The organism is Fictibacillus sp. b24, assembly GCF_030348825.1.
Classification (GTDB): domain Bacteria; phylum Bacillota; class Bacilli; order Bacillales; family Fictibacillaceae; genus Fictibacillus.
In genome coordinates this window covers 1,724,916-1,747,356 of sequence record NZ_JAUCES010000005.1, presented here as the reverse complement: position 1 = coordinate 1,747,356, position 22,441 = coordinate 1,724,916, and the positions used below count along the sequence as shown (strand labels likewise).

Sequence of the window (22,441 nt, the reverse complement as noted above, 5' to 3'; positions counted from 1 at the left end):
CATCTAATTCAAAAGGAACTAGGTGGCTGTTTGCATTACTATTTTCTATTTTGTAATCTTAACAAGCGTTCAAGAACCGATTTATTCCATCCATTCATCTAATTCTGAAACGAGTTCATCGATTGGCTTAATCGAAACCGGAAGCTTTGGCAGTGATTGAACAAACGACTTTCCATATCTCGTCTCTATTATTCTTCGATCAAAAACGAAAACGGCTCCTTTATCACGGCTGCTTCTAACTAATCGGCCAAAGCCTTGTTTGAAGCGGATGATCGCCTGTGGAAGCGATAAATCGTAGAAGGGATTACCGCCTTCTGCTTTTAGCTTCTCACTTTTTGCGGCCATCACGGGCTGATCGGGCGGAGTAAACGGCAGTCTGATGATTACGAGACAGGATAAATCATCACCTGGGATGTCGATTCCTTCCCAAAAACTGTTCGTTCCAAACAGAATGCTGTTATCAAAACGCTGAAAATTCTTTGTTAACCTTGCACGGCTGCCAGAGTCAACACCTTGTGCGATCAGAACGAACTCTTCAGAACCCATCATGTTCTTAAATGCTGCATGCGTCTCTTTTAACATCTCATAAGAAGTAAAAAGTACGAGCATACGACCCTTTGTCACTTTTGCGATCTCATAGAGAGATGATGAGATCTTAGAAACAAACGTTTTTTGATCAACTTCATTTATGAGCGGAATGTCTGTTGGCACCATCAGTTTAGCTTGTTGTTCATACTGAAAAGGTGAAGGCAGCTGAGCGCTTATTGGACCAAAGTCCAGAAGTCCGAGTCTTTCAGACAAATAGCGAAAACTGTTCTTAACACTCATCGTTGCAGAAGTCAGTACAACTGAACTTTTCTTGCCAAAGAATTTATCAGCTAAAATCTGGTCGATCTCTACTGGTTTTGCAAAGAGGGTGACTGCATGTCTCGGTCCTTTAGATTCAGCTTCCATCCAATAAACTTCTTCTGAAAGCGGACAAGACAATAGGTGGTGCAGATTTGTCATCTCGTCTTGCAGGTCGTTAAGTATACCTTCAAGATCCACTAAAAACCCTTTTTGTTGCACTGTTAAATGGTCTTCGTATTGATCAAGACTTTTTAATACTCGTTTCACCGGCTTTACAAGATCCGCAATAAACTGACGAGCTCTCTCTTCCATCTCTAAAACAGGTTCCCAGATCGCTGTTTCAATATCTTCTTTTGTATATCGAAGAGTAAGTCTCGTTAACTCTGTAGCTCGAGAAGATTTCGCTTTTCTTAAGCAAATGGATTTGATCTGCTTAAAGATTTCGTCCAGTTCATTTTTTATGTCTGAAAACAGAGTATCCCAGTTCGCAAGGTGATGCTCATACTTTGGAATTTCAAGCAAGTCACAGATCTCTCTGAACGTGTTCATCATTCCGTCCCCATCCGTTTGTGAAAGTCTGTCAAGCAGCTTAACGAATGAAAAATAATCCGTTTCCTTCCCAAAATGATCACTTACGACTTCTTCAACGTGATGTGCTTCATCTAACACTACTTCTTTATAAGCGGGCAGCAGCTGATTATCCGATTTTAAATCAGTAAACAGCAAAGCATGGTTCGTTATCACAAGATCTGATTCATGAGCCGCTCTGCGCTGCTTATGATAATAACATCTTGAGAACCAAGGACATCGGTGGTTCAAGCACGAATTGGCATCACTTTTGACCGTGTTCCAAAACAGCTTGCCTCCAGATGCCATCGAAAGCTCTTCAACATCACCTGTTTCAGTTTCAGTAAGCCAGATGATCAACTGTGCTTTTGTAAAGTTCATATCATAGTTATCATCATGGTTGTCCATTAAGGTATGTTCAAATTTTCTTAAACATAGATAATGGTTCCTTCCCTTAAGAAGTGTTGCTGTAAAATCAAATGGCATGATCCTTTTTAAAAGCGGAACATCTCGCTCTAAAAGCTGCTGCTGCAGCTGAACAGTATGTGTGGAAACGACAAGCGGGCGGTCTTTTTCCTTAGCATAACGGATACCTGGAATAAGATAGCCTAACGATTTACCAACACCCGTTCCTGCTTCAATGACAAGATGCTGACTCGTATGAAGCGCTTCGTCGACTAGTTCAACCATTCTTTGCTGACTTTTCCGAACTTCATAATGCTGCATATGCTGCTGAAGCTGATCCTGCACTTCCTCGTCTTTAAACTCTTTAAAATCACCATCTACCAATTGAACGGCATCTGATTTTCTCTTTAGTGCAAGTTTACGGTAGAAATCATATGTCTCTTCATCTGCCAAAAAAGCGGACTTTTCAGCGATCATATCTCCAACAATACTTTCTAAAGAACTTTGCAGCTTCTTTAAAAAGGGATTGAGCCGCTCGAGCGTTGCTAAAGGCAAGTTTTCAAGCTTTTCTAAAAGATGAATGAGAAGTCTTGCCGTCACCTCTGCATCACTGTCTGCTTGGTGAGGGTTAACATGTTCTAACCCGAGATAGTCAGCAAGCATGCCGAGCTGATAACCGTCTGCTCCTAACAGAAGGAGCCTCGACATCTCGACTGTGTCGATCAGCGGCATGGATAATCTGGAATAACCAGAACGGTCTAGCTCACCTTGCAGAAATGAATAATCAAACATAACATTATGAGCAACAAAATAAGCTCCTTCTAACATCTGAAGGAGCTTTGGTGCCACTTCTTCAAACAACGGGGCATCTTTTACCATTTCATCGTTGATGCCCGTCAATTGTTCAATAAATGGGGGGATGGGAACTCCTGGCTGGATGAACGTCGAAAATCTGTCCGTTATCTGCCCTTCCTCAACGGCGACCGCACCAATTTGAATAATTCGGTCTCCTTTTGCTGCTGAATTTCCTGTTGTTTCAAAATCGATAACGACATATCGCCGTGTCATAGCCTTTCACCTCATTCCCCTGTGGCTCGTTTATAACGAATTAATAAATAGTAGCCTCAGGTTCAACTCCGAGCATCTCATGTACTCGATTATTTTTATCCATAATCGCAACTTTCGGTACATGATGTCTTGCTTCGGTTTCATCATACATTCCGTAAGAGATAACAATAACAACATCCCCTTCTTGGACGAGACGTGCTGCAGCGCCATTCAGACACATCACACCAGAACCTCGTTTTCCAGGGATAATATAAGTTTCAAAACGTGCACCATTATTATTATTAACAATCTGCACTTTTTCGTTCGGAATCATATCAACAGCATCTAAAATATCTTCATCAATCGTGATGCTGCCAACATAGTTTAAGTTAGATTCAGTTACCGTTGCACGGTGGATTTTAGCTTTCATTAACGTACGGAACATGTTTCTTCCCCACTTTCTTGTCTCGTTAAAATGTTGTCTATGATGACATTATCGATCAAACGTGCTTTGCTGAATTTAACAGCGACCGCAATGATCAATTTTTTTGAATCTGGTGTTGGAGGAAGAAGTTCAGGATACGATAGAATTTTGCCATATTCAACAAAACCGCTCGTATGTTCCTCCAAGTATTTTATCATTTTTTGTTCGGCCTCACCACTATCACCTTCCAATAGCCAGTTCTTCGCTTTTAGCAGTGATTGATTTAGATGGCAAGCTTCTCTTCTTTCAGCTTCCGTTAAGTACACGTTTCTTGAACTCATCGCAAGGCCGTCTGACTCTCTCTTCGTCTCACAGCCTATAATTTTCACAGGAAAGTTGAAGTCATCTACAAGTCCTTGAACGACCGCAACCTGCTGAGCATCTTTCAGTCCAAAATAAGCAAAATCAGGTGAAACGATATGAAAAAGTTTGGTGAGTACTGTGGCCACTCCGTCGAAATGACCTACTCGGCTCTCTCCACAAAGGGCATCTACTCTTTTATTTACGGAAACCGTAACGACTGGCTCATCAGGATACATCTCATTCGTGTCTGGAAAGAAAAGTACGTCCGCACCAGCTTCTAATGCAAGCTGTTTATCTCGCTCAAGATCACGCGGATATCTGTCAAAGTCTTCGTTCGGCCCGAATTGAAGCGGGTTCACAAAGATGCTGACTACGATTACATCAGACTCTTTTTTCGCTTGTTTCATGAGCGAAAGATGGCCGTCATGCAAATAACCCATCGTAGGCACGAATCCTACTGTTTTGCCCGACTTTTTTTCTTCTGAAATAAAAGTCTGTATGTCTTTGATGCTGTTGATTAACTTCATGATTTAACTCCTCCGTACAATGAGTCGAGCGTTTCTGATTTCATATTAAAACTGTGGTTTTCTTCTGGAAACTGACCTACTTTTACTTCATCTTTATATTTTAATAGTCCTTCGACCATTACATCTTTCACGTTAGCATAGGTCTTCACAAACTTTGGCACGTGGTGAAACCCGTAGCCGATCATATCGTGATAGACGAGTACTTGCCCGTCTGTATGTTTACCTGCACCGATGCCGATTACAGGAATGGAAAGTTTTTTTGTTACAATCTCGGCAAGCTGCTGAGGAACACACTCTAATACGATGGCAAAAGCCCCTGCTTTTTCGAGCAAAAGACTTTCTTCTATAAGTCTCTCAGCTTCTTTTTCCTCTTTTGCTTGAACACCATAACCACCCATCACACCGACCATCTGCGGTGTGAGACCTAGATGTCCCATTACAGGAACTCCTGCATCTGTCAGCCGTTCAACCGTCTGAACGATCTGTTTGCCGCCTTCAACTTTAACAGCCGATGCACCGCTCTCTTGCAGCATCCGTCGTGCGTTGTTCAGTGTGTCATCGATCGAACCATGATAGGTCATAAAAGGCATATCCGTAACGATAAAGGTGTTCGGTGCACCGCGTTTTACCGCTTTTGTATGATGAATCATATCTTCCATCGTAACGGGAATCGTGGATTCATAGCCCAATACGACCATGCCAAGAGAATCTCCAACCAACAGAAGATCCATCTCCGCTTTTTCACAGATAACAGCCGTCGGATAATCATAAGCGGTTACCATCGTAATTTTTTCGCCGTCTCTTTTCATTTTGAGAAAGCTTTTCGTCGTTTTCATAGTTTAGCCTCCCTGTTTTTTGTTTAGGTTTTTTTCTGAAGACTATCCTCTAGCAAGTTGTTGCTTTTTTGTCTTTTGTTCTTTCTCATCATCGTCAAGTTGATTGAAGTGCAAGGTGCGAGACGGGACGAGTGGGACAGGTGAGACTCCTAAAAGCGCAACGCGCTAGGAGGCTCACCGCCCGCCCCGCGGAAAGCGAGCGCCTGGAACGGAAATCAACCACCTACAAGAACAGCCTGAGAAAAAAACCTTTAATAAACAGGGCCAGAAGTGCAAAAAACCTTCTTTCCAAAGAGGAAGAAGGCATAGGAAAACATCCTAGACTTTTGTTGTTTGCTCCCTCTGTCCCGGTCCTGATTTTGGATCTAGGCAGATATAGTATTTGTGGGTAAAACTAGACAAACTTAGTGCAGTTCCACACGGATACCGCCTACGATTTTATTTTATCACGTACTTATCTTAAGGAGAAGGAATTTCAATGTCTGCTGAATAGATCGAGTGTACCTGACCCATATCATCTTCTAAAAGCAGTACACCTTCTTCTGTAATTCCTTTTGCATATCCTGTTATAGAGCCTGATACAGACCTCGCCGTAATCCGCTTGCCTAAGCTGAATGCTCTTGCTTCCCATAACAGCTTGATCACACCAAATCCTTTTTCAAGATATTGATGATATAACATCTCAATCTCTTGCAGAAGAACACCGATTATTTCCGCTCGCTTGTACGTTTGTCCGCCTTCAATCGAAAGACTTGTTGCAATTTGAGCGATTTCATCAGAAAAATGCTTACTTTCCTGATTGACGTTCATCCCGATTCCTACGATAACCGAATGGATGGAATCCGCTTCTGCCTGAAGCTCTGTTAAGATGCCTGCAGTCTTTTTGCCATTGATTAAAATGTCGTTCGGCCATTTGATAGCCGCTTCAAGACCCGTAACTTTCTCGATCGCCTTTGAAGCTGCTACCGCGATCAGCAAAGTGAGCTGCGGCGCTTTTTGAAGAGGAATGTTAGGTTTTAGAATCAAGCTCATCCACACACCAGTCCCAGCTGGAGACTGCCAAGCTCTTCCTAATCTTCCTCTTCCACCTGTTTGTTCATCCGCAAGCACGATGCTTCCTTCAGCTGCTCCTTCTCTTGCTAGACTGTGAGCGATCTCTTGCGTACTTTTGACAGAGGATTTGTACGTGATTTTCTTTCCGAACGTTCCGTTGCCCGTATATAATGAAACTTCTTCTGCGGTAACTAGGTTTGGTGAAGTAACCAATCGGTATCCCCTCTTTTGTACCGCTTCTATCGTATAACCGCTTTTACGAAGTTCTGATATGTGCTTCCATATTGCCGTTCTGGAACAGCTGAGTTTATTACTGATCTCTTGACCAGATACAAACTCTCCTTCGTTTTCTGAAAGCATATGCAATAATGCTTCTTTCATTATGGCTCCCACCTTTTTACCCAATCCTTAAGCACAGATTCTGATAGGCTAAGATCTCCCTTAACGATTTTTTCTTCCATCTCGTGCAGGAGCTTGCCTAACCAGACACCTGGTGCTTTTTGTTTGATTTTCAGTATCTCTTCACCGTCTATCGGTAGATCTTTTCTAGATGTGATCGGAATCTCACTAGCTAGTTTTCTAAGATCTTGCTTTTCCTGTTCGTAAGGGACCTTTTCTATCGTACTCTTTAACGTCATACTCTCTAATGCCGTAGAAAGCCCCGTTCGATACAAATCGATCTTACTCCACGTTCTCACCTCAAAAGCAGATAAAAGCTCTTGAACTTTATTGATCGTGGTGTTTGGAAGCTTCCACCTTTTCAAGAATTCTCGTGAATCACGAACTTGTGATAAAAGGATGATGGCAGCCCAACGTTGATCCTCGGTATGAAGCAAGGTCCACTCTAACCCTAAGTAGCCATCAATCTTTTTTTCCTTCAATGGATAAGGCAGGTATTCCATTACAGCACTTTGTTTCATAAACTCAAGTGCTTGACCCGCCTGCACTCCTTGAAGCAGTTTGATGAACTCAATGGAAATACGTTCGGTTGAAATTTTTTTAAGCAAAGGGGCTTTTTTTTCGATTGCCTTCTTTGTTTCCGTTTCTATCTTCATGTCGTACACACTCATAAAACGGCATGCTCTCATAAGGCGGAGCGGATCCTCTGAGAATCTCAGATGAGGATTTCCAACTGTACGGATCTGTCCGAACTTAAGATCATCTCTTCCCCCAAAGTGATCAATCAAGTGAAATGACGTATCCATCGCCATCGCATTAAACGTAAAATCTCTTCTAGAGAGATCTTCTTGCAGATCATCAACAAACCATACTTTCGAAGGTCTTCGATAGTCTTCGTATTTGTCTTCTTTCCTGAAAGTCGTTATCTCATAAGACACATGATTATGTCTGACAATAACGGTTCCATGCTCTATTCCCACTGGAATGGTCTTTGGGAAAATTCTTTGAATCTCTTCAGGTCTTGCGCTCGTTGCAATATCAATATCTTTGATTGGCCGCTCTAAACAAAAATCACGCACACATCCGCCGACAAAATAAGCTTTAAACCCTGCTTCTTCTATTTTCTTTAAAACAGGCAAAGCTTCATGAAACATTTCGTTCATACGGAGCGATCCTCTACTAAAGAATAATAGATGTCTTCATAGATCGAGACGATCCTGTCAGATAAAAAGTTCTCTTTTACATGTCTTACCGAATTTTCTCTAAAAAGGTTCAGCTTTTCTTTGTCCTGTAAGAGCGCAACGGCTTTTTCTGCTACCATGTCTGGGTCTCCTACTTTCACCATATATCCTGTTTCACCATCAACGATTACTTCAGGGATACCGCCGATACTTGTCCCGATAACAGGTACACCACAAGCCATCGCTTCAAGCAGTACGAGTCCAAAGCTTTCTTTTTCTGATAAAAGAAGTTTCAGGTCACAAATGGAGAACAATTCTCCTACATTTTCTTGTTTACCTAAAAACAAGACGTCATCTTCTATATTCAGCTCTCGGACCAGCTCACAGGCAGTTGTTAGTTCGGGACCGTTGCCGATCAACAGAAGTTTTGACGAAAGCTGTTTTCGAATCAATGCAAACGATTTAATCACATCTTCAATTCTTTTAACTTTTCTGAAGTTCGAAATATGGACGATCACTTTCTCGTTTTCACTGATTCCGTATGTTTTTCTTAATTCAGAATCGTTGTTTCTTCTGTAATAAACTCTTTCATCTACGAAGTTATGTACAGGAATAATATCTTTATTGATGTTAAGCAGCTCTAACGTATCTGCTTTTAATTGGTGAGAAACAGATGTTACAACATCCGACTTCTCGATACCGAACTTAATCATCTCACTAAGAGATGGATCATATCCGAGTACCGTTATATCTGTTCCATGAAGGGTTGTGACAATTTTGATTTTATCGTTCAGCATCTGTTTAGCTAATACGGCACAAACCGCATGCGGAACAGCATAATGAACATGAAGCAAATCAAGCTTTTCTCTTTTCGCCACTTCTGCCATCTTGCTCGCAAGCGCAAGGTCATAAGGAGGATATTTAAACACAGAATAATGATTTACTTCCACCTCATGAAAGAAGACGTTCGGATAAAATTTACCTAATCGAAAAGGAATACTTGACGTAATAAAATGAATTTCATGCCCTTTTTCTGCTAAAAGTTTTCCTAGTTCAGTCGCAACCACTCCAGATCCGCCTACAGTCGGATAGCAAGTGATGCCTATTTTTAACGTCATGGCTTACTCCTTATAAATTGTTGGTTACATAAGTTTGTTCTGGTATGAAGCCTTCTGCATAAAATGCACCAGCTTCAATTCCAAAGAGCTTGTCACGGTTTTCCACTCGTTCGATATACCCGTTCGTAAGCGGAGTATCTACGCTGTCTGCTGTTTTAATAAACTGAGATGGATATGCTTTTAACGCATCAATCTTGGAAGAATACGAAGAGCTCACATCTACGAACAGGTGCGGTTTTTCCGTGCTATTAATTAAATAGTAAAAGATATTACTCACTTTATGAGCTGGCAAATTTCCAGGATCTTTAACATTTTTGATTCCAGCAGAAAAGACAGCTTCCTTCACAAGACGAGCACAGTTTCCATGATCCGGATGACGATCGATCCAATACGGCGCAAAAACATATTGAGGTTTATGCTCGCGAATCACAGAGACCAGTTTTAAAATATAATCATGCTGCAAATAAAGCCCGCGGTCTGGTAACTGCAAGTTCCTTCTTTTTGTTACACCTAAAAGTTCAGCTGCTTCTTTTGCTTCTTTTTTCCGGATATGAACTGTGCCATTGGATGATAGTTCTGCTTCTGTTAAATCACAGATCACTACTTCACGGCCTCTTTTTGTTTCTTGCTTGATCGTAGCTCCCATACCGATTTCTACGTCATCAGCATGTGCGCCAAAAGCAAGCCAGGTTTCAACGTTCATTTTTTCTCTGACTCTCTTTCATCTATAATTTTTCGCCAGTCAAGATCTCCACGTTCGAGCGAACGAATAAAAAGTTCTGCAGATGCAACGTTTGTCGCTAGTGGAATTTGATATACATCACATAAACGCATTAATGCTGATACATCTGGTTCATGCGGCTGTGCTGTAAGCGGATCTCTAAAAAAGAGAACAAGATCCAGATCATTTTCAGCAATTAATGCACCGATCTGCTGATCCCCACCTAATGGACCTGATTGAAACCTTTTAATATCGAGTCCTGTCGCTTCCTGAATCTTAGAGCCTGTCGTTCCTGTTGCAAACAAAGTATGATCTTTTAAGATTGGTGCATAAGCGACGGTAAAATTAATCATATCGTTTTTCTTCTTATCGTGTGCAATAAGAGCTATTTTCATAGTATCCCCTCTTATTCCATAATATTTTCAAGGCCATATACGAGGCCTTCTATGTTCATTACACTTTCAACAGCCAGTCTGACTCCAGGCATAAAAGAGGTTCTGTTTATCGAATCATGGCGTATCGTCAATACTTGCCCAACACCCCCGAAAATGACTTCTTGGTGTGCAACTAGACCTGGCAATCTTACACTATGAATCCTAATTCCTTCTAGTTCAGCGCCTCGTGCACCTTCCAGATCTTCTTTTTCATCAGGATGACCTTGTCTTTTTTCGTCACGTACTTCAGTAATAAGCTGTGCTGTTTTTAAGGCTGTTCCTGAAGGGGCGTCCAGCTTTTGATCATGATGCTTCTCAATGATCTCGATATCTGGCAGATACTTTGCTGCTTCTTTAGAGAACTTCATCATCAGAATCGCTCCAATCGCAAAGTTTGGAGCGATTATGGCACCCGTACTCTTTTCTTCAGCCAGCTTCGTTAAACGTTCTAGATCATCGTTTGTAAAACCAGTTGTTCCAATTACTGTACGAACTCCATGGTTTAATGCCAGCTCAAGGTGCTTCTTCCCGATGTCCGGGCGTGTTAAATCTACAACTACATCTGCCTCTATAGCTTGTATACAGTTTTCCATATCATCATAAACCGGAGCATCCATTGACCCAGGAGCTCCTGATAAGTCTTTTACTTGTAATCCATCATTTTTTGAGTCTACAGCTGCCACTAGTTCAAATTGAGGCGTTTCCTCGATCATCTTTAATGCTTCTTGTCCCATTTTCCCGCGTGGTCCAGCTAAAATAATTTTAATTTTTTTCATGAATCTTTCTCTCCTTCTTTTCGTGTCCATCTGTCTTTATCGCGCGTTTCAAATTTCTTCATTACCGTATTCAGCGCTTCGTCTAAATCTATATTTAATGAATTTGCAAGACAAATTAAAACAAAGAACATATCGCCGAGTTCTTCTTCAACGGTCTTACTATCTTCTGTGGATTTTTTTGGTTTCTCACCATAATGATGATTCACTTCACGAGCAAGCTCACCCAATTCTTCTGTTAATCTTGCAAGCATTGCTAACGGACTGAAATAGCCCTCTTTAAATTGTGATATGTATTGATCTACAACGTCCTGACTCTCTTTTAAGGTACGGTTGGCCATGATGTTGACACTCCTCATTCTATATTATTCTTCTTTATGTTATCGGTAATTTTTCTGTTTGACAAATTTCATGAAATTTTGATTATAATAGGAAGGCATGATTGTAAACTAACGTCGTATTTATAAGGAAAGTAGGCATTATATGAAATATCCAATCAAACTAAAAAATATTCTTTTTATCCTGTTTGGATCTGCTATCTTCTCGTTTGGAATTGTCCATTTTAACATGGCGAACAACTTAGCAGAAGGCGGTTTCACTGGGATCACTCTTATACTTTATTTTCTATTTTCTATTGACCCCTCATATTCTAACCTTGCATTAAACATTCCATTATTTTTTGTGGGATGGAGACTGCTCGGAAAGAATGCTTTTATCTACACGGTTATCGGAACGGTTGCCGTATCTGTATTTTTATTTATCTTCCAGCGTTTCACCTTCGTAACCATTGATCTTAAAGAAGATATGACGCTTGCTGCTCTTTTCGCAGGTGTATTTATCGGAGTCGGCCTGGGTATCATTTTTAGATTCGGTGGTACGACAGGCGGAGTTGATATTATCGCAAGGCTTGGTCATAAGTTCTTAGGCTGGAGCATGGGTAAGACGATGTTTATCTTTGACTTCGTAGTTATCGCGATCTCCCTTGTTTACTTAGATTACAAAGAAGCGATGTACACACTAGTTGCTGTATTTATCGGTGCACGCGTGATTGATTTTATGCAAGAAGGAGCTTATGCTGGTAAAGCGGTCATGATCTTCTCAGACAAAAATACGGAAATCGCAGCAGATATCATCAAAGAGTTAGACCGTGGTGCAACCATCTTAAACGGAAAAGGTTCCTTTACTGGCAATATCCGTGAAGTGCTGTACTGCGTAATCGCTAAGAATGAAATCGTTCGCATCAAGCAGGTTATTGAGCGTGTTGATCCACATGCTTTCGTTACGGTTAATGATGTACATGAAGTAATCGGCGAAGGTTTCACGCTCGATGCTGATAAAAATCCGATAGGCAGATAAAAAAAGCTCCCGATACTTAATCGGGAGCTTTACTGTTTCATAAAATTAGTCGTCTTGGTTCATCCCTAAGAACATGAAGATGAAACGTGCTAGTTCCAGTAACGCTACTAGAGCACCTGCAACATAAGTTAATGCAGCAGCGTTTAACACTTTACGTGCGCCGCGCTCTTCGTTATTACGAATTAATCCGGTTGAGACGATTTGGTCCATCGCGCGTGAGCTTGCATTAAATTCTACAGGCAATGTTACGAATTGGAACAGAACTGCTACTGACATGAAAATGATCCCTAGAAGAAACATGTTCATTGAACTTAACAGCATACCACCGAGTATTAAGAAAAACGAAAAGTTCGAACCAATATTTGCAACAGGAACTAAGGCATGTCTGAATCTTAAGAACGCATACCCTTCTGCATCTTGAATCGCATGCCCTACTTCATGGGCTGCAACAGCGGCACCTGCAATCGAACTTCCGTAATAGTTGTCTTCAGATAATCGAACTACTTTACTGCGAGGATCGTAATGATCGGAAAGCATTCCTCTAACAGGTTCAACCTGAACGCTGTAAAGTCCATTTTGATCTAAAATCTCTCTTGCAACTTCAGCACCCGTTTTCCCAGTGCTGTTTCCAACTTTCGAATATTTCTTGTACGTGCTTTTCACTCTCATCTGTGCCCAGATAGGAACAATAAGCAAAATTGCGAAGTAGATTAAGAATCCACCCATTGTTGGCATTCCTCCATATAAAAAGCTTTTGTTAATTATATTTTACGTTTTCAGCTCATTGTTTGTCAAAGAATACGCATGAAATCAGCGTTTATCTGGAACGCGCAAATCTTCTTGATCACCCTTATATTTTCTCCATCCTACGTAAATTAATGTTGAAGAAATTATTCCACCAATCGAGAATATAAGCCAAAATAACGAAGGCTCGGAATTATCCTTTTTAGCAAAGAATAGCGCTTCAAAATCGGCAGCTGCCGTTTCAAGCTTTTTCTGATGTGCCGTGTCTGTCATTATATGATTACGGTTAGCGTCAACATAAGAAACGTGTTCATCAAGCAGTTCCACTTCTTCAGCAGACAAATCGACCATTAACGCCGGTCTTACCGTTTCATAGCGTTCTAGCAGTAGATTGGCTGCCTGATGAAACGCAACAGAATCATCTTCGCTGACCCCTTTTTCCATCGTAATAAATGGTTCAAGCATCATCAGTCCAGTTTTTTTCCACAATGGCTCATAACTCGTCTGAAGGGCGTCTACTAATAATCTAACCTCAGTTAGTTTGTTTAATTTTTTCTCTTTGGACCACTCAGGATTTTGAAGAGATGATAGGGCATCAGCCAAAGTATTTTGAACAATACGCTGCTGTTCTGGCCGTAAGGATACGACATCTTCTATGTGCACAATGTTTTCTGTAGTAAACTTTAAGACGTTTGCCGCTTCTTCATATCGTTCTATTTTACCAAGCTCCCAGATCTCACTCGTTAGCTCATTAATTTCAGACCACTCTTTTACTTCTGTATGATTTGATGCAAATGCTGGCATAGAAAGTCCAAAAACCATACAAAGAACCATAAATGCCCATCCTAACCTTCTCATCCTTTGTCCCTCCTGTACCCTTATACTAAAACGTATGAGAGCTGGGACAAGGTTAGACCTATATTCGATGAATTAAGAACACCCGCTAAGGTCTTCTTATTTTCCATAAAATAAATACAGAAAGCGCAGAAAGCCAAAATGTTAAGTAACCGATTGTATTTTGATACGGAGAAAGGACGGGGTACCTTGGCATCATATCAAATACGTAATCGATAATCTCGTTATGAAACAGTACGAATGCAGCAAGTACAATGTGCCATCCTTTGATTTTGTAAAAAGGTGCATATAAAAGACCCTGAACCGCCATACCTAAATGAGAAAATATAAGCATGTAGTTAACGAAATCCAATGGTGTTCCGACAAATGCTCCTCCAAGATTCATGCCTACTGCCCAAATACCGTATTTAAATAGTGTCGCTACAGCGAGCGCCTCTATCCATCCTTGTTGTATCTTTGTTAAAAAACCGATGATTACAAATACAAAAAACAATGAAGCTGTCGGGCTATCAGGAACGAACGGCAAAAAATACCAAGGAGTTTCTTGAAGCTGATAAAGATACCAATAGTATCCATAGATCGTGCCAAAAATGTTGATCCATAGAAGAGTGATTAAAAACCAACGTTCCATAATGATTGTTCGTATCCATGACATGAACATAACTCCTTTTCTTTTCAGAAAAAAAGCCGACCCATACCGAGCCGGCTTCTAACTGTTACTTCTGTTCTAGTTTGGAGATGAATTCAGCTAATTGTTTCAGCTCATCATCAGAACCTTTAAACGCATTAGGCGGCATGCCTGGTGGCTTACCTTCTTTTGCGATTTTCATGATTTCTTCTGGCTTTAATCCTGTTCCAATCAATGATGGTCCAGATGCTCCGCCTGATAAGGTGTTACCGTGACAGCCTACACAGCTCTGCTGTTGGTAAATCTTATATCCAGGATCGTTTTCATCAAAACTTACATCGACAATCTTACCTTGAGTCTTTGCTTTCTCCCAATCGTGTGTCACAACGGATTCCCATGTTAAATATGTAACAGAAATCAAACCTAGTAACATTAATCCTGTTGCGATCGGACGTTTAGAAGGTCGTCGCTCTAAACCTGTATCCAGGAATGGCGCCAACATTAACGCACCAAATGCAAGACCCGGTATGATAACAGTACCGATAAGAACATAATCCCCTGCCGCATACTTGTACTTCAGAAGCTGGTATAAAAATAGGAAGTACCAGTCTGGTAGAGGAATATATCCAGCATCGGTAGGATCTGCTTTTTTCTCCAACGGAGATTCATGGACGATTGTCAGTACAAGGTATCCAATCAAGAATACAGCTCCTACCATCCATTCTTTTAAAAGAAAGTTTGGCCAGAACGCTTCCGTTTTCCCTGGAAACTCCGAATAGTCTTTAGGGATATTCGGCTTGCGCTCAGCAGGGACACGAGAGTCACCGACAAACTTCATTCCTTTACCGCGATGCATATATTTCCCTCCTTTGCTCTTATGAAACTTTAAATCTTATGTTTGTTTTTACAACGGTCCGGAAATACCTTGTTTACGGATCATTAAGAAGTGGGCACCCATTAGACCTAACAATGCTGCAGGAAGGAAGAATACGTGAATCGCAAAGAATCGCGTAAGCGTCTGTGCTCCGATAATCTCTCCGCCGGCAAGGAATGTTTTAGCGATAGGACCAACTACAGGAATCGTCATAGCAATCTCGATACCTACTTTAGTTGCGAATAGCGCTTTCATATCCCAAGGCAATAGATAACCTGTGAAACCTAAACCTAACATAACAAAGAAAATAAGTACTCCAACAACCCAGTTTAACTCTCTTGGCTTTTTATAAGCTCCCTGGAAAAATACGCGCAATGTATGTAGAAACATCATTACGATAACAAGGCTTGCGCCCCAATGGTGCATTCCGCGTACGATAACTCCAAATGCCACTTCATTTTGCAGGTAATATACGGATTCCCAAGCATTCACGATATCAGGCACATAGTACATGGTTAAGAACATACCTGAAAGAATTTGGATAACCGTGATGAAGAAGGTTAGTCCACCAAAACAGTAAACAAACGCAGAAAAATGATGTGCGGGGTTTACGTGTTCAGGTACTTCATGGTCTGCAACATCTCTCCAAAGCGGCGTAATATCCAGGCGCTCATCTACCCAGTCATAAATCTTTTGTAGCATTCATTACGCCCCCTTTCTTGGTTTTGCCTTTCCTAAATAAAGCTTTCCATCTTTCACCTGGCTGTCATATACATCCAGCGGTGCAAGAGGTGCCGTACCCTTAACGTTCGTTCCATCCTTTGTATAACGGCCTAAGTGGCAAGGACAGAAGAATTGGTTAGGGTGCGATGGATCTGTATTCCAGTCTACCGTACAACCTAGATGTTTACAGATCGGAGAAAGTGCTATGATATCACCATTCTTCGCTTTATAAACCCAGGCAGATTGAGTTACATCAGACTCGTACCAGCCATCTTTTTGTTTGATTTTAAAATCGAAACGCTTTGGTTCGTTCGCTAGTTCTTCAACGCTCGTAACCGCTACCATTTCTTGATCTGAACCCTCTTTTAAAATCGGATCAAGGGCGAAACGGACCATTGGCATAAGCATGCCGGCAGCCATAAATCCGCCAACGCCAGTTAATGTGTAGTTTAAGAACTGACGTCTTGAAATATCTTCCTTTGACATTGTTTTCCCCCCCTTATGCTGTAAATGACGGTCCATCCGGACTTTTACACACATATTACTAGGACATAAACATGATAGCTTATGTTGTCTTTTAATGTCAATATGACATGTGGTAAATATTACGAATTTATACTTCTTTGCCAATCGTTAAAAATAAGCTGAAATAAAGGTTTTACCTGTTCTTTTACAACTTCAAGCTTATAGTTTTCATCCATGTTATCAAGCGGCAGAGCCGGCACCCAAAAAAGTTGTCCACTTAAACGCTGTTCGAATTCCTTCCAATATACGTCCGAGGTCATCAAAAAGATGTGCTTAAAGTGTCCGGAATTTGTAACATGTTCTATAAAACTTGTTAATCTTTCTATAGCCGGCTCACTCTTTACATAAGTAAAATTAGGCGCTAAAAATAATCTGCCGTGCAGCTGGCGTTCCATTTCTCCGCAAAGAAGTTCTGTATACTCCGCCATCGTTACACTAGACTTGAAATCTTGTGTAAAACTTACAGGCGTTAATGGGATTAAGAGAGAGTCCACATACTCCCCAGACTTTAAGAATACATCTGCGTCTTTCGTTTTCCATTTCATGTTTTGAAGTTCTCCTTACTTGGTATGTACTGCTTTTATCGTACCATATTTCTTAAATCATAAGCGGATTGGTTTTTAAAATTGTGGTGGATAAAGAGGAGACGGTAAACTCTAGATGTGTCTAGGTGTCGTATTTTTCGTATGGCGCTCGTATTTTTCATATGGCGCTCGTATTTTTCATATGGCGCTCGTATTTTTCATATGGCGCTCGTATTTTTCATATGGCGCTCGTATTTTTCATATGGCGCTCGTATTTTTCATATGGCGCTCGTATTTTTCATATGGCGCTCGTATTTTTCATATGGCGCTCGTATTTTTCATATGGCGCTCGTATTTTTCATATGGCGCTCGTATTTTTCATATGGCGCTCGTCCAGCGTGCATAAATGCCGCTGGACGAGCACGAATCCTCAAATAGGGAGCACATATGCTCACCGTTAGAAAAAAACAAAAAAGGCGACTCTACAAGAGTCACCTTTACACGGCTATGACGGCTGTTTTTCTAAATTTTTAAGTTCGTTGGTCCATTTCGTAAAACTATCATAATCTTTTTGATCTAACGCTTCATCGATCTTAGCCATAATATCGTTCTTTCGGTAGGTTTCGATCGATTTTTCAAGAACCATTTCTGCCCAGATGCCGTATTTTTTGTCCATTGACATATTTTGAGGCAAATGAGGATTTTCTTCTAAAACAGAAGCATATTCTGGTGTTAACCGTGATGCATTAAAATTGAGTTCGAGATAGATTTCTTCTTCTTGGTTTAAGCGAATGTCATGAAATGATTTTTCGGCATCAGTTGTTAGAACATTTTGCTTGTAAAAACGGAAAGGAACTCCGTCTGTACATTGAGTTGACATGATTATAGCCTTAGGACAATACTCAGCCTTCTCTACAAAATGTACTTTCTCCATCAGTTGGTCGTCACTAACTAAATAGTTTAATAACCAAACACATTCGCGCTTCTTTAACTGATAATGATTAAGGAACCATTTGATAAAATCCTTTTTTTCAAGGACCGAAACGGTGCTGCTCATTGCAATCCCCCCATCATTCAAAAACACGTCTTTTGTATAATAATTTATATTCTCTCACAGGTTGTAAAATCCTTCTTTGCTTCAGAAAGTTTTAAAATTCTTCCAATCGATTTAAAACGTCTTCAATATCCACTCGTTCAGGGTTTTGGTTCAGCAGGTTAACCAAGATATTTTTGGCTTTCTTCTGCTCTCCCTCCTCAAGAAGAAAATAGGCATGTTCTTCTAAGAACACGGGATCTTCGGAAAAAAGTTCTGACGCTTTTTCATACCATTTAGCTGCTTCACTATAGTTTTCTGATTCTTTATTGGCGGTAGCAAGATGCCAATACATGAGCGGAATTTCCTCTTTTGTTTCAGCAAGCGGTTTGTATAGACTTAATAGATCCTCAAACCTTTCTTCCCTTATATATTGATCACCTAACCGTAATAACGGCTCAATACGAGTTGGATTGAGTTCGAGTGCTTGCTTGACCCACATTTCTCCCTGATCAGGGTTATGGAGCTTATAAGCTAACCTCGCAGCCTGCAAATATATATTTTCGTTATGTTCATCTCTCTTTAATCCTTCTGATATCACTTCATACGCTTCTGTCAAAGCACCTTCTTCTTCGTAAGCTTCAGATAGTACACTATAAAGCGTGGTATAGTCCGGATCCATATCTTTTAACTCTTCTAAACTTGAAATGGCCTCTTTAAATTCTCCTGCTTTAAAGGCAGTCACGCCATGGCCAAACAAGCTATATAGATCTTTGTGATGATCCAGGCCTTTTCTGTAAAAAGGAAGTGATTCTTCAAATTTCCCCGCACGGCTCAATGCTTCTGCATATCTAAGGGTCAAATCTTCAATTTCTGCTTTTTTGTCGATCGCTTTCTTTAGAAGAGGCAAACTTGAATCAAATTTACCTTGTCTCAAATGAAAATCACCTAGTGCGTAAGAAAGTACAGGATGATTTTCGTCTTTTTGGTGCGCCTCAGTCAGCTTACGCTCAGCTACTTCAGTCAATCCAAGACTTTCATACAGATCTGCTTGGAGGATGAGTGCTCTTAAATATTCATCATCATTTTCGTCTACTTGTTCTAAATACTCTATTGCCTTCTCGTCCATTCCCTCATCCAGACAGCATTCTGCTACTGAAACGAGCAGCTCACCATCACCAGGATATTTTTCAAGCAAAGCATTAAAAAGGCTCATTGCTTCTGAAGTATGTCCCCAGTTTAGATAAACTTCAGCGATCTCAAACTTTTCTGGATCTGTTGCTTTTTGTTTAAGTTTATTTAATAAAGTCATGCCTTTTTCTACGTCGCCGTGTTCTACGAGCCTAATGGCATCTTGGATATCGTTCAATGAAAAAACTCCCTTATCCCTAGTATTCTTGTGCTTATTATACACGAGAAATGAGAGATTCTCCAAAACGACGGGGCTTTATAACGATAATTTCTTTCCCATAACCTTGCTGTCTTTCCAGAAGATTTTCTGAGTAAACGATTGTTCCTCTCACGATCACACTCTTTAAAGTTTCATTCACTCCATCAGTAGCAAGGATACAGTAATCTGCATCACTTCCTGTAAACAATCCACCTTTGACCGGATAGATCCCAAGCATTTTTAAACTTGGTAATGGCAGCGGTTCATTCTCAATTATTTCGTTAAAAAGGGTTGGAATTTGAAATTTGGTTGCAAGTTCATTCCATTTTCTTTGCCATGTCTTTTTTAACTTCATATCAATATGAGATGGAAAAGAAGGGAAAATGACAGTTCCATAATCAAAATTCGCTTCTCTTATTCTTTCCCAAATAACGTGAGTTAATTGTTTAAAATCCATACAGATCAACTGAATGAATGGAATTTTCCTCTTTCGGCAAAAGCTCATGATCTGTGGTGAAATCTTTTCAGGAGACATGCTTAGACCAATGCAATAATCGATCGAACTTGACACAAGAAGATGACGTGTTCGTTTTAACTCTGTTTCCGCTTCATGCAGGTAGTTAATCTCTGCAGATGTTAATAATGTGGTGGTACCGCTTCGAACTCTTTCACCAAGACGCTGCTTTACCTTTTCGATAGGCAATCTATTCAATGACATTAGAGGACTGATATGCCCGGGTATCATCTTTAAACCTTGCATGGACATCTTCATAACATTCATTCTTAGAGGGCCCTGTGACACGTAGGAGATTTTTTGAGAGTCTACTAGATAGGAAAGCATAGTATCTGTACCGAGCGATTGCAGCGGGCGCTCAATAATATATCGCATAGCTCGCCTCCTTTTTTCTTCTTAAGACAAGCTATGATAAAAACGGGGAATTTATGTGAGAAAAAGTACTGAAAACAAAAAAAGTCCTGACATGTAAGCGCTGTCAGGAAAGTATAATATGGATAGGAGTGGAGAGAAACCATATTACATTCATTATAAATAGAGCTTATTTAAAATGCAACACTTTTTTGAAAATTATGAAAATAGCCCGAGTTCTATGCTAATGGACCTGGGCTATTTTCTTTTTATGTTAAGCTTTCTTGCACTTATCCTTATTTATTGACTTTTTGTACAACTGTATCAATATACGTTACTAAATGTTCAATGATCTCTCTGTTTTGTTCTTCTTCGCCAATTGTAATTCGAATCATTGTGGGAAAACCAAGGGCACTGCCTGAGCGAACGATATATCCTTTTCTTAATAGATAATCAAAAGCTTCATCTGCATTTGACTGGACGTCCAGCAAGATAAAGTTTGCTTCAGAAGGATAATACAGCAGCCCTTTTTGATTACAGAATGCATAAAAAAGTTCTAATCCTTCTCTATTTTTCTTTTTGCACTCGTTAATGAAGCCTCCATCACCAAGAGCTCCGATCGCTGCTGCTTGCGCAATTCGGGATGTATTGAACGGTTCTCTTGCCGGCTCAATAGATTGGATAATCGATGCTTCAGCTATTCCATAGCCAATTCGAAGCGCTGCAAGACCATGCGCTTTAGAGAAGGTTCTTAAGATTACTAGATTCGGAAAATCATTTAAATAATCGACTGTGTTTGGATAATCAGCAGCTGAAACGTATTCAAAATAAGCTTCGTCACTTACAACAATAACGTTTTGCGGCACTTTTTTCATAAAACTTACAAACTCAGCTTCAGGAATGTAGTTGCCAGTCGGGTTGTTCGGATTGCAAAGCCAGACGATTCTCGTATCATTATCAATTGCCTCAAGCATGCTATCTAAATCATGATTTCCTTCTATCAACTGAACTTCTCTCACTTCTGCTCCTTCAATAACAGCATTATGTCTGTACTGAGGGAAAGTCGGCGCCGCCATTACGGTATTCGTTTCAGGTGATAAATAAGCTCTGCACAGAATTTGTACGACTTCATCAGATCCATTACCAAAGATGAGCTGCTCTTGGTTTACTTGAAGATGAATTGCGAGCTTCTCTCTAAGCTCTGCAGAATATCCATCTGGATAAACATGAAGGTTTGAGAGCTCTTCAGCTATCTTTTCTTTTGCAAGAGCAGAACATCCATAGGGGTTCTCGTTTGATGCAAGCTTTACAATCTTCTCAAGGCCTAATTCTCGTTTTACTTCTTCAACTGGTTTACCTGGTTTGTAAGGTTTTAAAGATAACAACTGCTGTTTCGGCTGCATTTTTCCACTCCTTTTTAACGACTATAGACAGGTAGCAATGATTCAATAAATGCTTTAAACGTTTTGATCGCTTCCTCCCTGTTAGTTAGCAGCTCTTCTTCAAGTTCCTCAATCTTTTTAACGATCGCACTGCCTACGATAAATCCATCGCTGCTACCTTCAAACTGTTGGATTTGTTCTCGCTGTGACAGTCCGAACCCTACTAAGACGGGAACTTGGCTGTTTGCTTTCGCGGCTCGCAGAAATTCGTCCAGACCATCCCTAAACTCGCTTCTTATTCCGGTAACACCCAATGATGATATGCAATATAAAAAGCCATCTGCCTCTTTTGAGAGCTTTACAAGCTTTTCTTCACGTGTTGTCGGTGAAACAAGCGAAATAAGAGCAAGGTTATGCTGTGAACACATTTCTTGCAGATAACCGCTTTCCTCATACGGCAGATCTGGAACGAGAATACCGTCCACACCGTTTTCTTCTGCTAACTGCAGGAAGCGATTTTCTCCTAATTGTAACAAAAGATTATAATAAGTAAAGATAATAACTGGAATCTCTAAACCTCTTTCACGAAGCTTCGAAACAAGCGCTATTGTCTTTTCAAGATTAACCTTTTGTGCCAGACCGCGCATACCCGCTCTTTGAATGACAGGACCATCAGCCAAAGGATCAGAATAAGGAACACCAAGTTCCAGTGCCGCGGCACCGCACTCTTGTAGTGCTAATGACAATTCAATGGTAGCTTCTTCACTAGGGTCACCTGCCATGATGTACGGCACAAAGCGATAGTCTGACGAATTTTGAAAGACTTCCCATCTTTTATTCATTTT

The 22,441-nt window shown here is 40.5% G+C and carries 24 protein-coding genes; 1 reads left to right on the top strand and 23 read right to left on the bottom strand.

From position 1 onward, the window contains the following. Positions 1–81: 81 nt before the first annotated feature. The 11 genes from dinG to QUF49_RS09005 all read right to left on the bottom strand — a co-directional run bounded on the left by dinG (position 82) and on the right by QUF49_RS09005 (position 11,038). On the bottom strand, positions 82–2,889 hold the full coding sequence (gene dinG / locus QUF49_RS09055; protein WP_289495340.1) for an ATP-dependent DNA helicase DinG: 2,808 nt from the start codon (positions 2,887–2,889) through the stop codon (positions 82–84). Between the two features lie 40 nt (positions 2,890–2,929). After that, positions 2,930–3,313 carry an aspartate 1-decarboxylase gene (panD, locus tag QUF49_RS09050; protein WP_289495339.1) on the bottom strand — a complete coding sequence of 128 codons (384 nt, stop codon included), beginning with the start codon at positions 3,311–3,313 and terminating at the stop codon, positions 2,930–2,932. Further along, entirely contained in the window at positions 3,298–4,182 is an 885-nt protein-coding gene (gene panC, locus QUF49_RS09045; RefSeq protein WP_289495338.1) for a pantoate--beta-alanine ligase, read from the bottom strand. The genes panD and panC overlap by 16 nt, the downstream gene beginning before the upstream one ends. Beyond that, positions 4,179–5,018: a 3-methyl-2-oxobutanoate hydroxymethyltransferase gene (gene panB, locus QUF49_RS09040; protein ID WP_289495337.1), complete on the bottom strand. Its 840-nt coding sequence runs from the start codon at positions 5,016–5,018 to the stop codon at positions 4,179–4,181. Before panB ends, panC begins: the two co-directional genes overlap by 4 nt. A 459-nt stretch (positions 5,019–5,477) precedes the next feature. Further along, complete coding sequence (locus tag QUF49_RS09035; protein WP_289495336.1) at positions 5,478–6,464, bottom strand: biotin--[acetyl-CoA-carboxylase] ligase; 987 nt, start codon at positions 6,462–6,464, stop codon at positions 5,478–5,480. Continuing rightward, positions 6,452–7,633 (bottom strand): CCA tRNA nucleotidyltransferase, encoded by a 1,182-nt coding sequence (locus QUF49_RS09030; RefSeq protein ID WP_289495335.1) that lies wholly within the window; start codon positions 7,631–7,633, stop codon positions 6,452–6,454. The genes QUF49_RS09035 and QUF49_RS09030 overlap by 13 nt, the downstream gene beginning before the upstream one ends. Continuing rightward, positions 7,630–8,769, bottom strand: a complete 1,140-nt coding sequence (gene bshA / locus QUF49_RS09025; RefSeq protein ID WP_289495334.1) for an N-acetyl-alpha-D-glucosaminyl L-malate synthase BshA — start codon at positions 8,767–8,769, stop codon at positions 7,630–7,632. The genes QUF49_RS09030 and bshA overlap by 4 nt, the downstream gene beginning before the upstream one ends. A gap of 10 nt (positions 8,770–8,779) precedes the next feature. Continuing rightward, positions 8,780–9,472: a bacillithiol biosynthesis deacetylase BshB1 gene (gene bshB1, locus QUF49_RS09020; protein ID WP_289495333.1), complete on the bottom strand. Its 693-nt coding sequence runs from the start codon at positions 9,470–9,472 to the stop codon at positions 8,780–8,782. Then, positions 9,469–9,885: a methylglyoxal synthase gene (mgsA, locus tag QUF49_RS09015; protein ID WP_289495332.1), complete on the bottom strand. Its 417-nt coding sequence runs from the start codon at positions 9,883–9,885 to the stop codon at positions 9,469–9,471. The genes bshB1 and mgsA overlap by 4 nt, the downstream gene beginning before the upstream one ends. An 11-nt stretch (positions 9,886–9,896) precedes the next feature. Continuing rightward, complete coding sequence (gene dapB / locus QUF49_RS09010) at positions 9,897–10,700, bottom strand: 4-hydroxy-tetrahydrodipicolinate reductase (protein WP_289495331.1); 804 nt, start codon at positions 10,698–10,700, stop codon at positions 9,897–9,899. Further along, positions 10,697–11,038, bottom strand: a complete 342-nt coding sequence (locus tag QUF49_RS09005; RefSeq protein ID WP_289495330.1) for a nucleotide pyrophosphohydrolase — start codon at positions 11,036–11,038, stop codon at positions 10,697–10,699. Before QUF49_RS09005 ends, dapB begins: the two co-directional genes overlap by 4 nt. Before the next feature lie 142 nt (positions 11,039–11,180). On the opposite strand from QUF49_RS09005, the gene QUF49_RS09000 reads away from it, so the two are divergent. Further along, on the top strand, positions 11,181–12,053 hold the full coding sequence (locus QUF49_RS09000) for a YitT family protein (RefSeq protein ID WP_289495329.1): 873 nt from the start codon (positions 11,181–11,183) through the stop codon (positions 12,051–12,053). Positions 12,054–12,098: 45 nt separating this feature from the next. Here QUF49_RS09000 and QUF49_RS08995 read toward each other — a convergent pair whose 3' ends face one another. The 12 genes from QUF49_RS08995 to trpA all read right to left on the bottom strand — a co-directional run bounded on the left by QUF49_RS08995 (position 12,099) and on the right by trpA (position 22,438). After that, entirely contained in the window at positions 12,099–12,779 is a 681-nt protein-coding gene (locus QUF49_RS08995; RefSeq protein WP_289495328.1) for a zinc metallopeptidase, read from the bottom strand. A gap of 84 nt (positions 12,780–12,863) precedes the next feature. After that, positions 12,864–13,655, bottom strand: coding sequence for a sporulation protein YpjB (locus tag QUF49_RS08990; protein ID WP_289495327.1), 792 nt, complete (start codon positions 13,653–13,655; stop codon positions 12,864–12,866). Between the two features lie 85 nt (positions 13,656–13,740). After that, positions 13,741–14,307, bottom strand: a complete 567-nt coding sequence (locus QUF49_RS08985; RefSeq protein WP_289495326.1) for a DUF1405 domain-containing protein — start codon at positions 14,305–14,307, stop codon at positions 13,741–13,743. Positions 14,308–14,368: 61 nt separating this feature from the next. Next, a complete protein-coding gene (locus QUF49_RS08980) occupies positions 14,369–15,136 on the bottom strand; it encodes a menaquinol-cytochrome c reductase cytochrome b/c subunit (protein ID WP_289495325.1) in 768 nt (255 codons plus the stop codon). A 48-nt stretch (positions 15,137–15,184) separates the two neighbouring features. After that, positions 15,185–15,856 carry a menaquinol-cytochrome c reductase cytochrome b subunit gene (gene qcrB / locus QUF49_RS08975; RefSeq protein WP_066241815.1) on the bottom strand — a complete coding sequence of 224 codons (672 nt, stop codon included), beginning with the start codon at positions 15,854–15,856 and terminating at the stop codon, positions 15,185–15,187. 3 nt (positions 15,857–15,859) lie between these two features. Then, the gene (locus QUF49_RS08970) at positions 15,860–16,363 is read right to left on the bottom strand and encodes a ubiquinol-cytochrome c reductase iron-sulfur subunit (RefSeq protein WP_289495324.1); all 504 of its coding nucleotides are present in this window, start codon (positions 16,361–16,363) and stop codon (positions 15,860–15,862) included. A gap of 119 nt (positions 16,364–16,482) precedes the next feature. Next, the gene (locus tag QUF49_RS08965; protein ID WP_289495323.1) at positions 16,483–16,947 is read right to left on the bottom strand and encodes a YpiF family protein; all 465 of its coding nucleotides are present in this window, start codon (positions 16,945–16,947) and stop codon (positions 16,483–16,485) included. Positions 16,948–17,431: 484 nt separating this feature from the next. Next, a complete protein-coding gene (locus QUF49_RS08960; RefSeq protein WP_289495322.1) occupies positions 17,432–17,983 on the bottom strand; it encodes a ReoY family proteolytic degradation factor in 552 nt (183 codons plus the stop codon). Between the two features lie 91 nt (positions 17,984–18,074). Beyond that, positions 18,075–19,328: a tetratricopeptide repeat protein gene (locus QUF49_RS08955; protein WP_289495321.1), complete on the bottom strand. Its 1,254-nt coding sequence runs from the start codon at positions 19,326–19,328 to the stop codon at positions 18,075–18,077. A 37-nt stretch (positions 19,329–19,365) separates the two neighbouring features. Beyond that, positions 19,366–20,238, bottom strand: a complete 873-nt coding sequence (locus QUF49_RS08950) for a hypothetical protein (RefSeq protein ID WP_289495320.1) — start codon at positions 20,236–20,238, stop codon at positions 19,366–19,368. A gap of 272 nt (positions 20,239–20,510) precedes the next feature. Further along, the gene (hisC, locus tag QUF49_RS08945; RefSeq protein ID WP_289495319.1) at positions 20,511–21,617 is read right to left on the bottom strand and encodes a histidinol-phosphate transaminase; all 1,107 of its coding nucleotides are present in this window, start codon (positions 21,615–21,617) and stop codon (positions 20,511–20,513) included. Positions 21,618–21,631: 14 nt separating this feature from the next. Continuing rightward, complete coding sequence (gene trpA / locus QUF49_RS08940) at positions 21,632–22,438, bottom strand: tryptophan synthase subunit alpha (protein WP_289495318.1); 807 nt, start codon at positions 22,436–22,438, stop codon at positions 21,632–21,634. Positions 22,439–22,441: the final 3 nt, after the last annotated feature.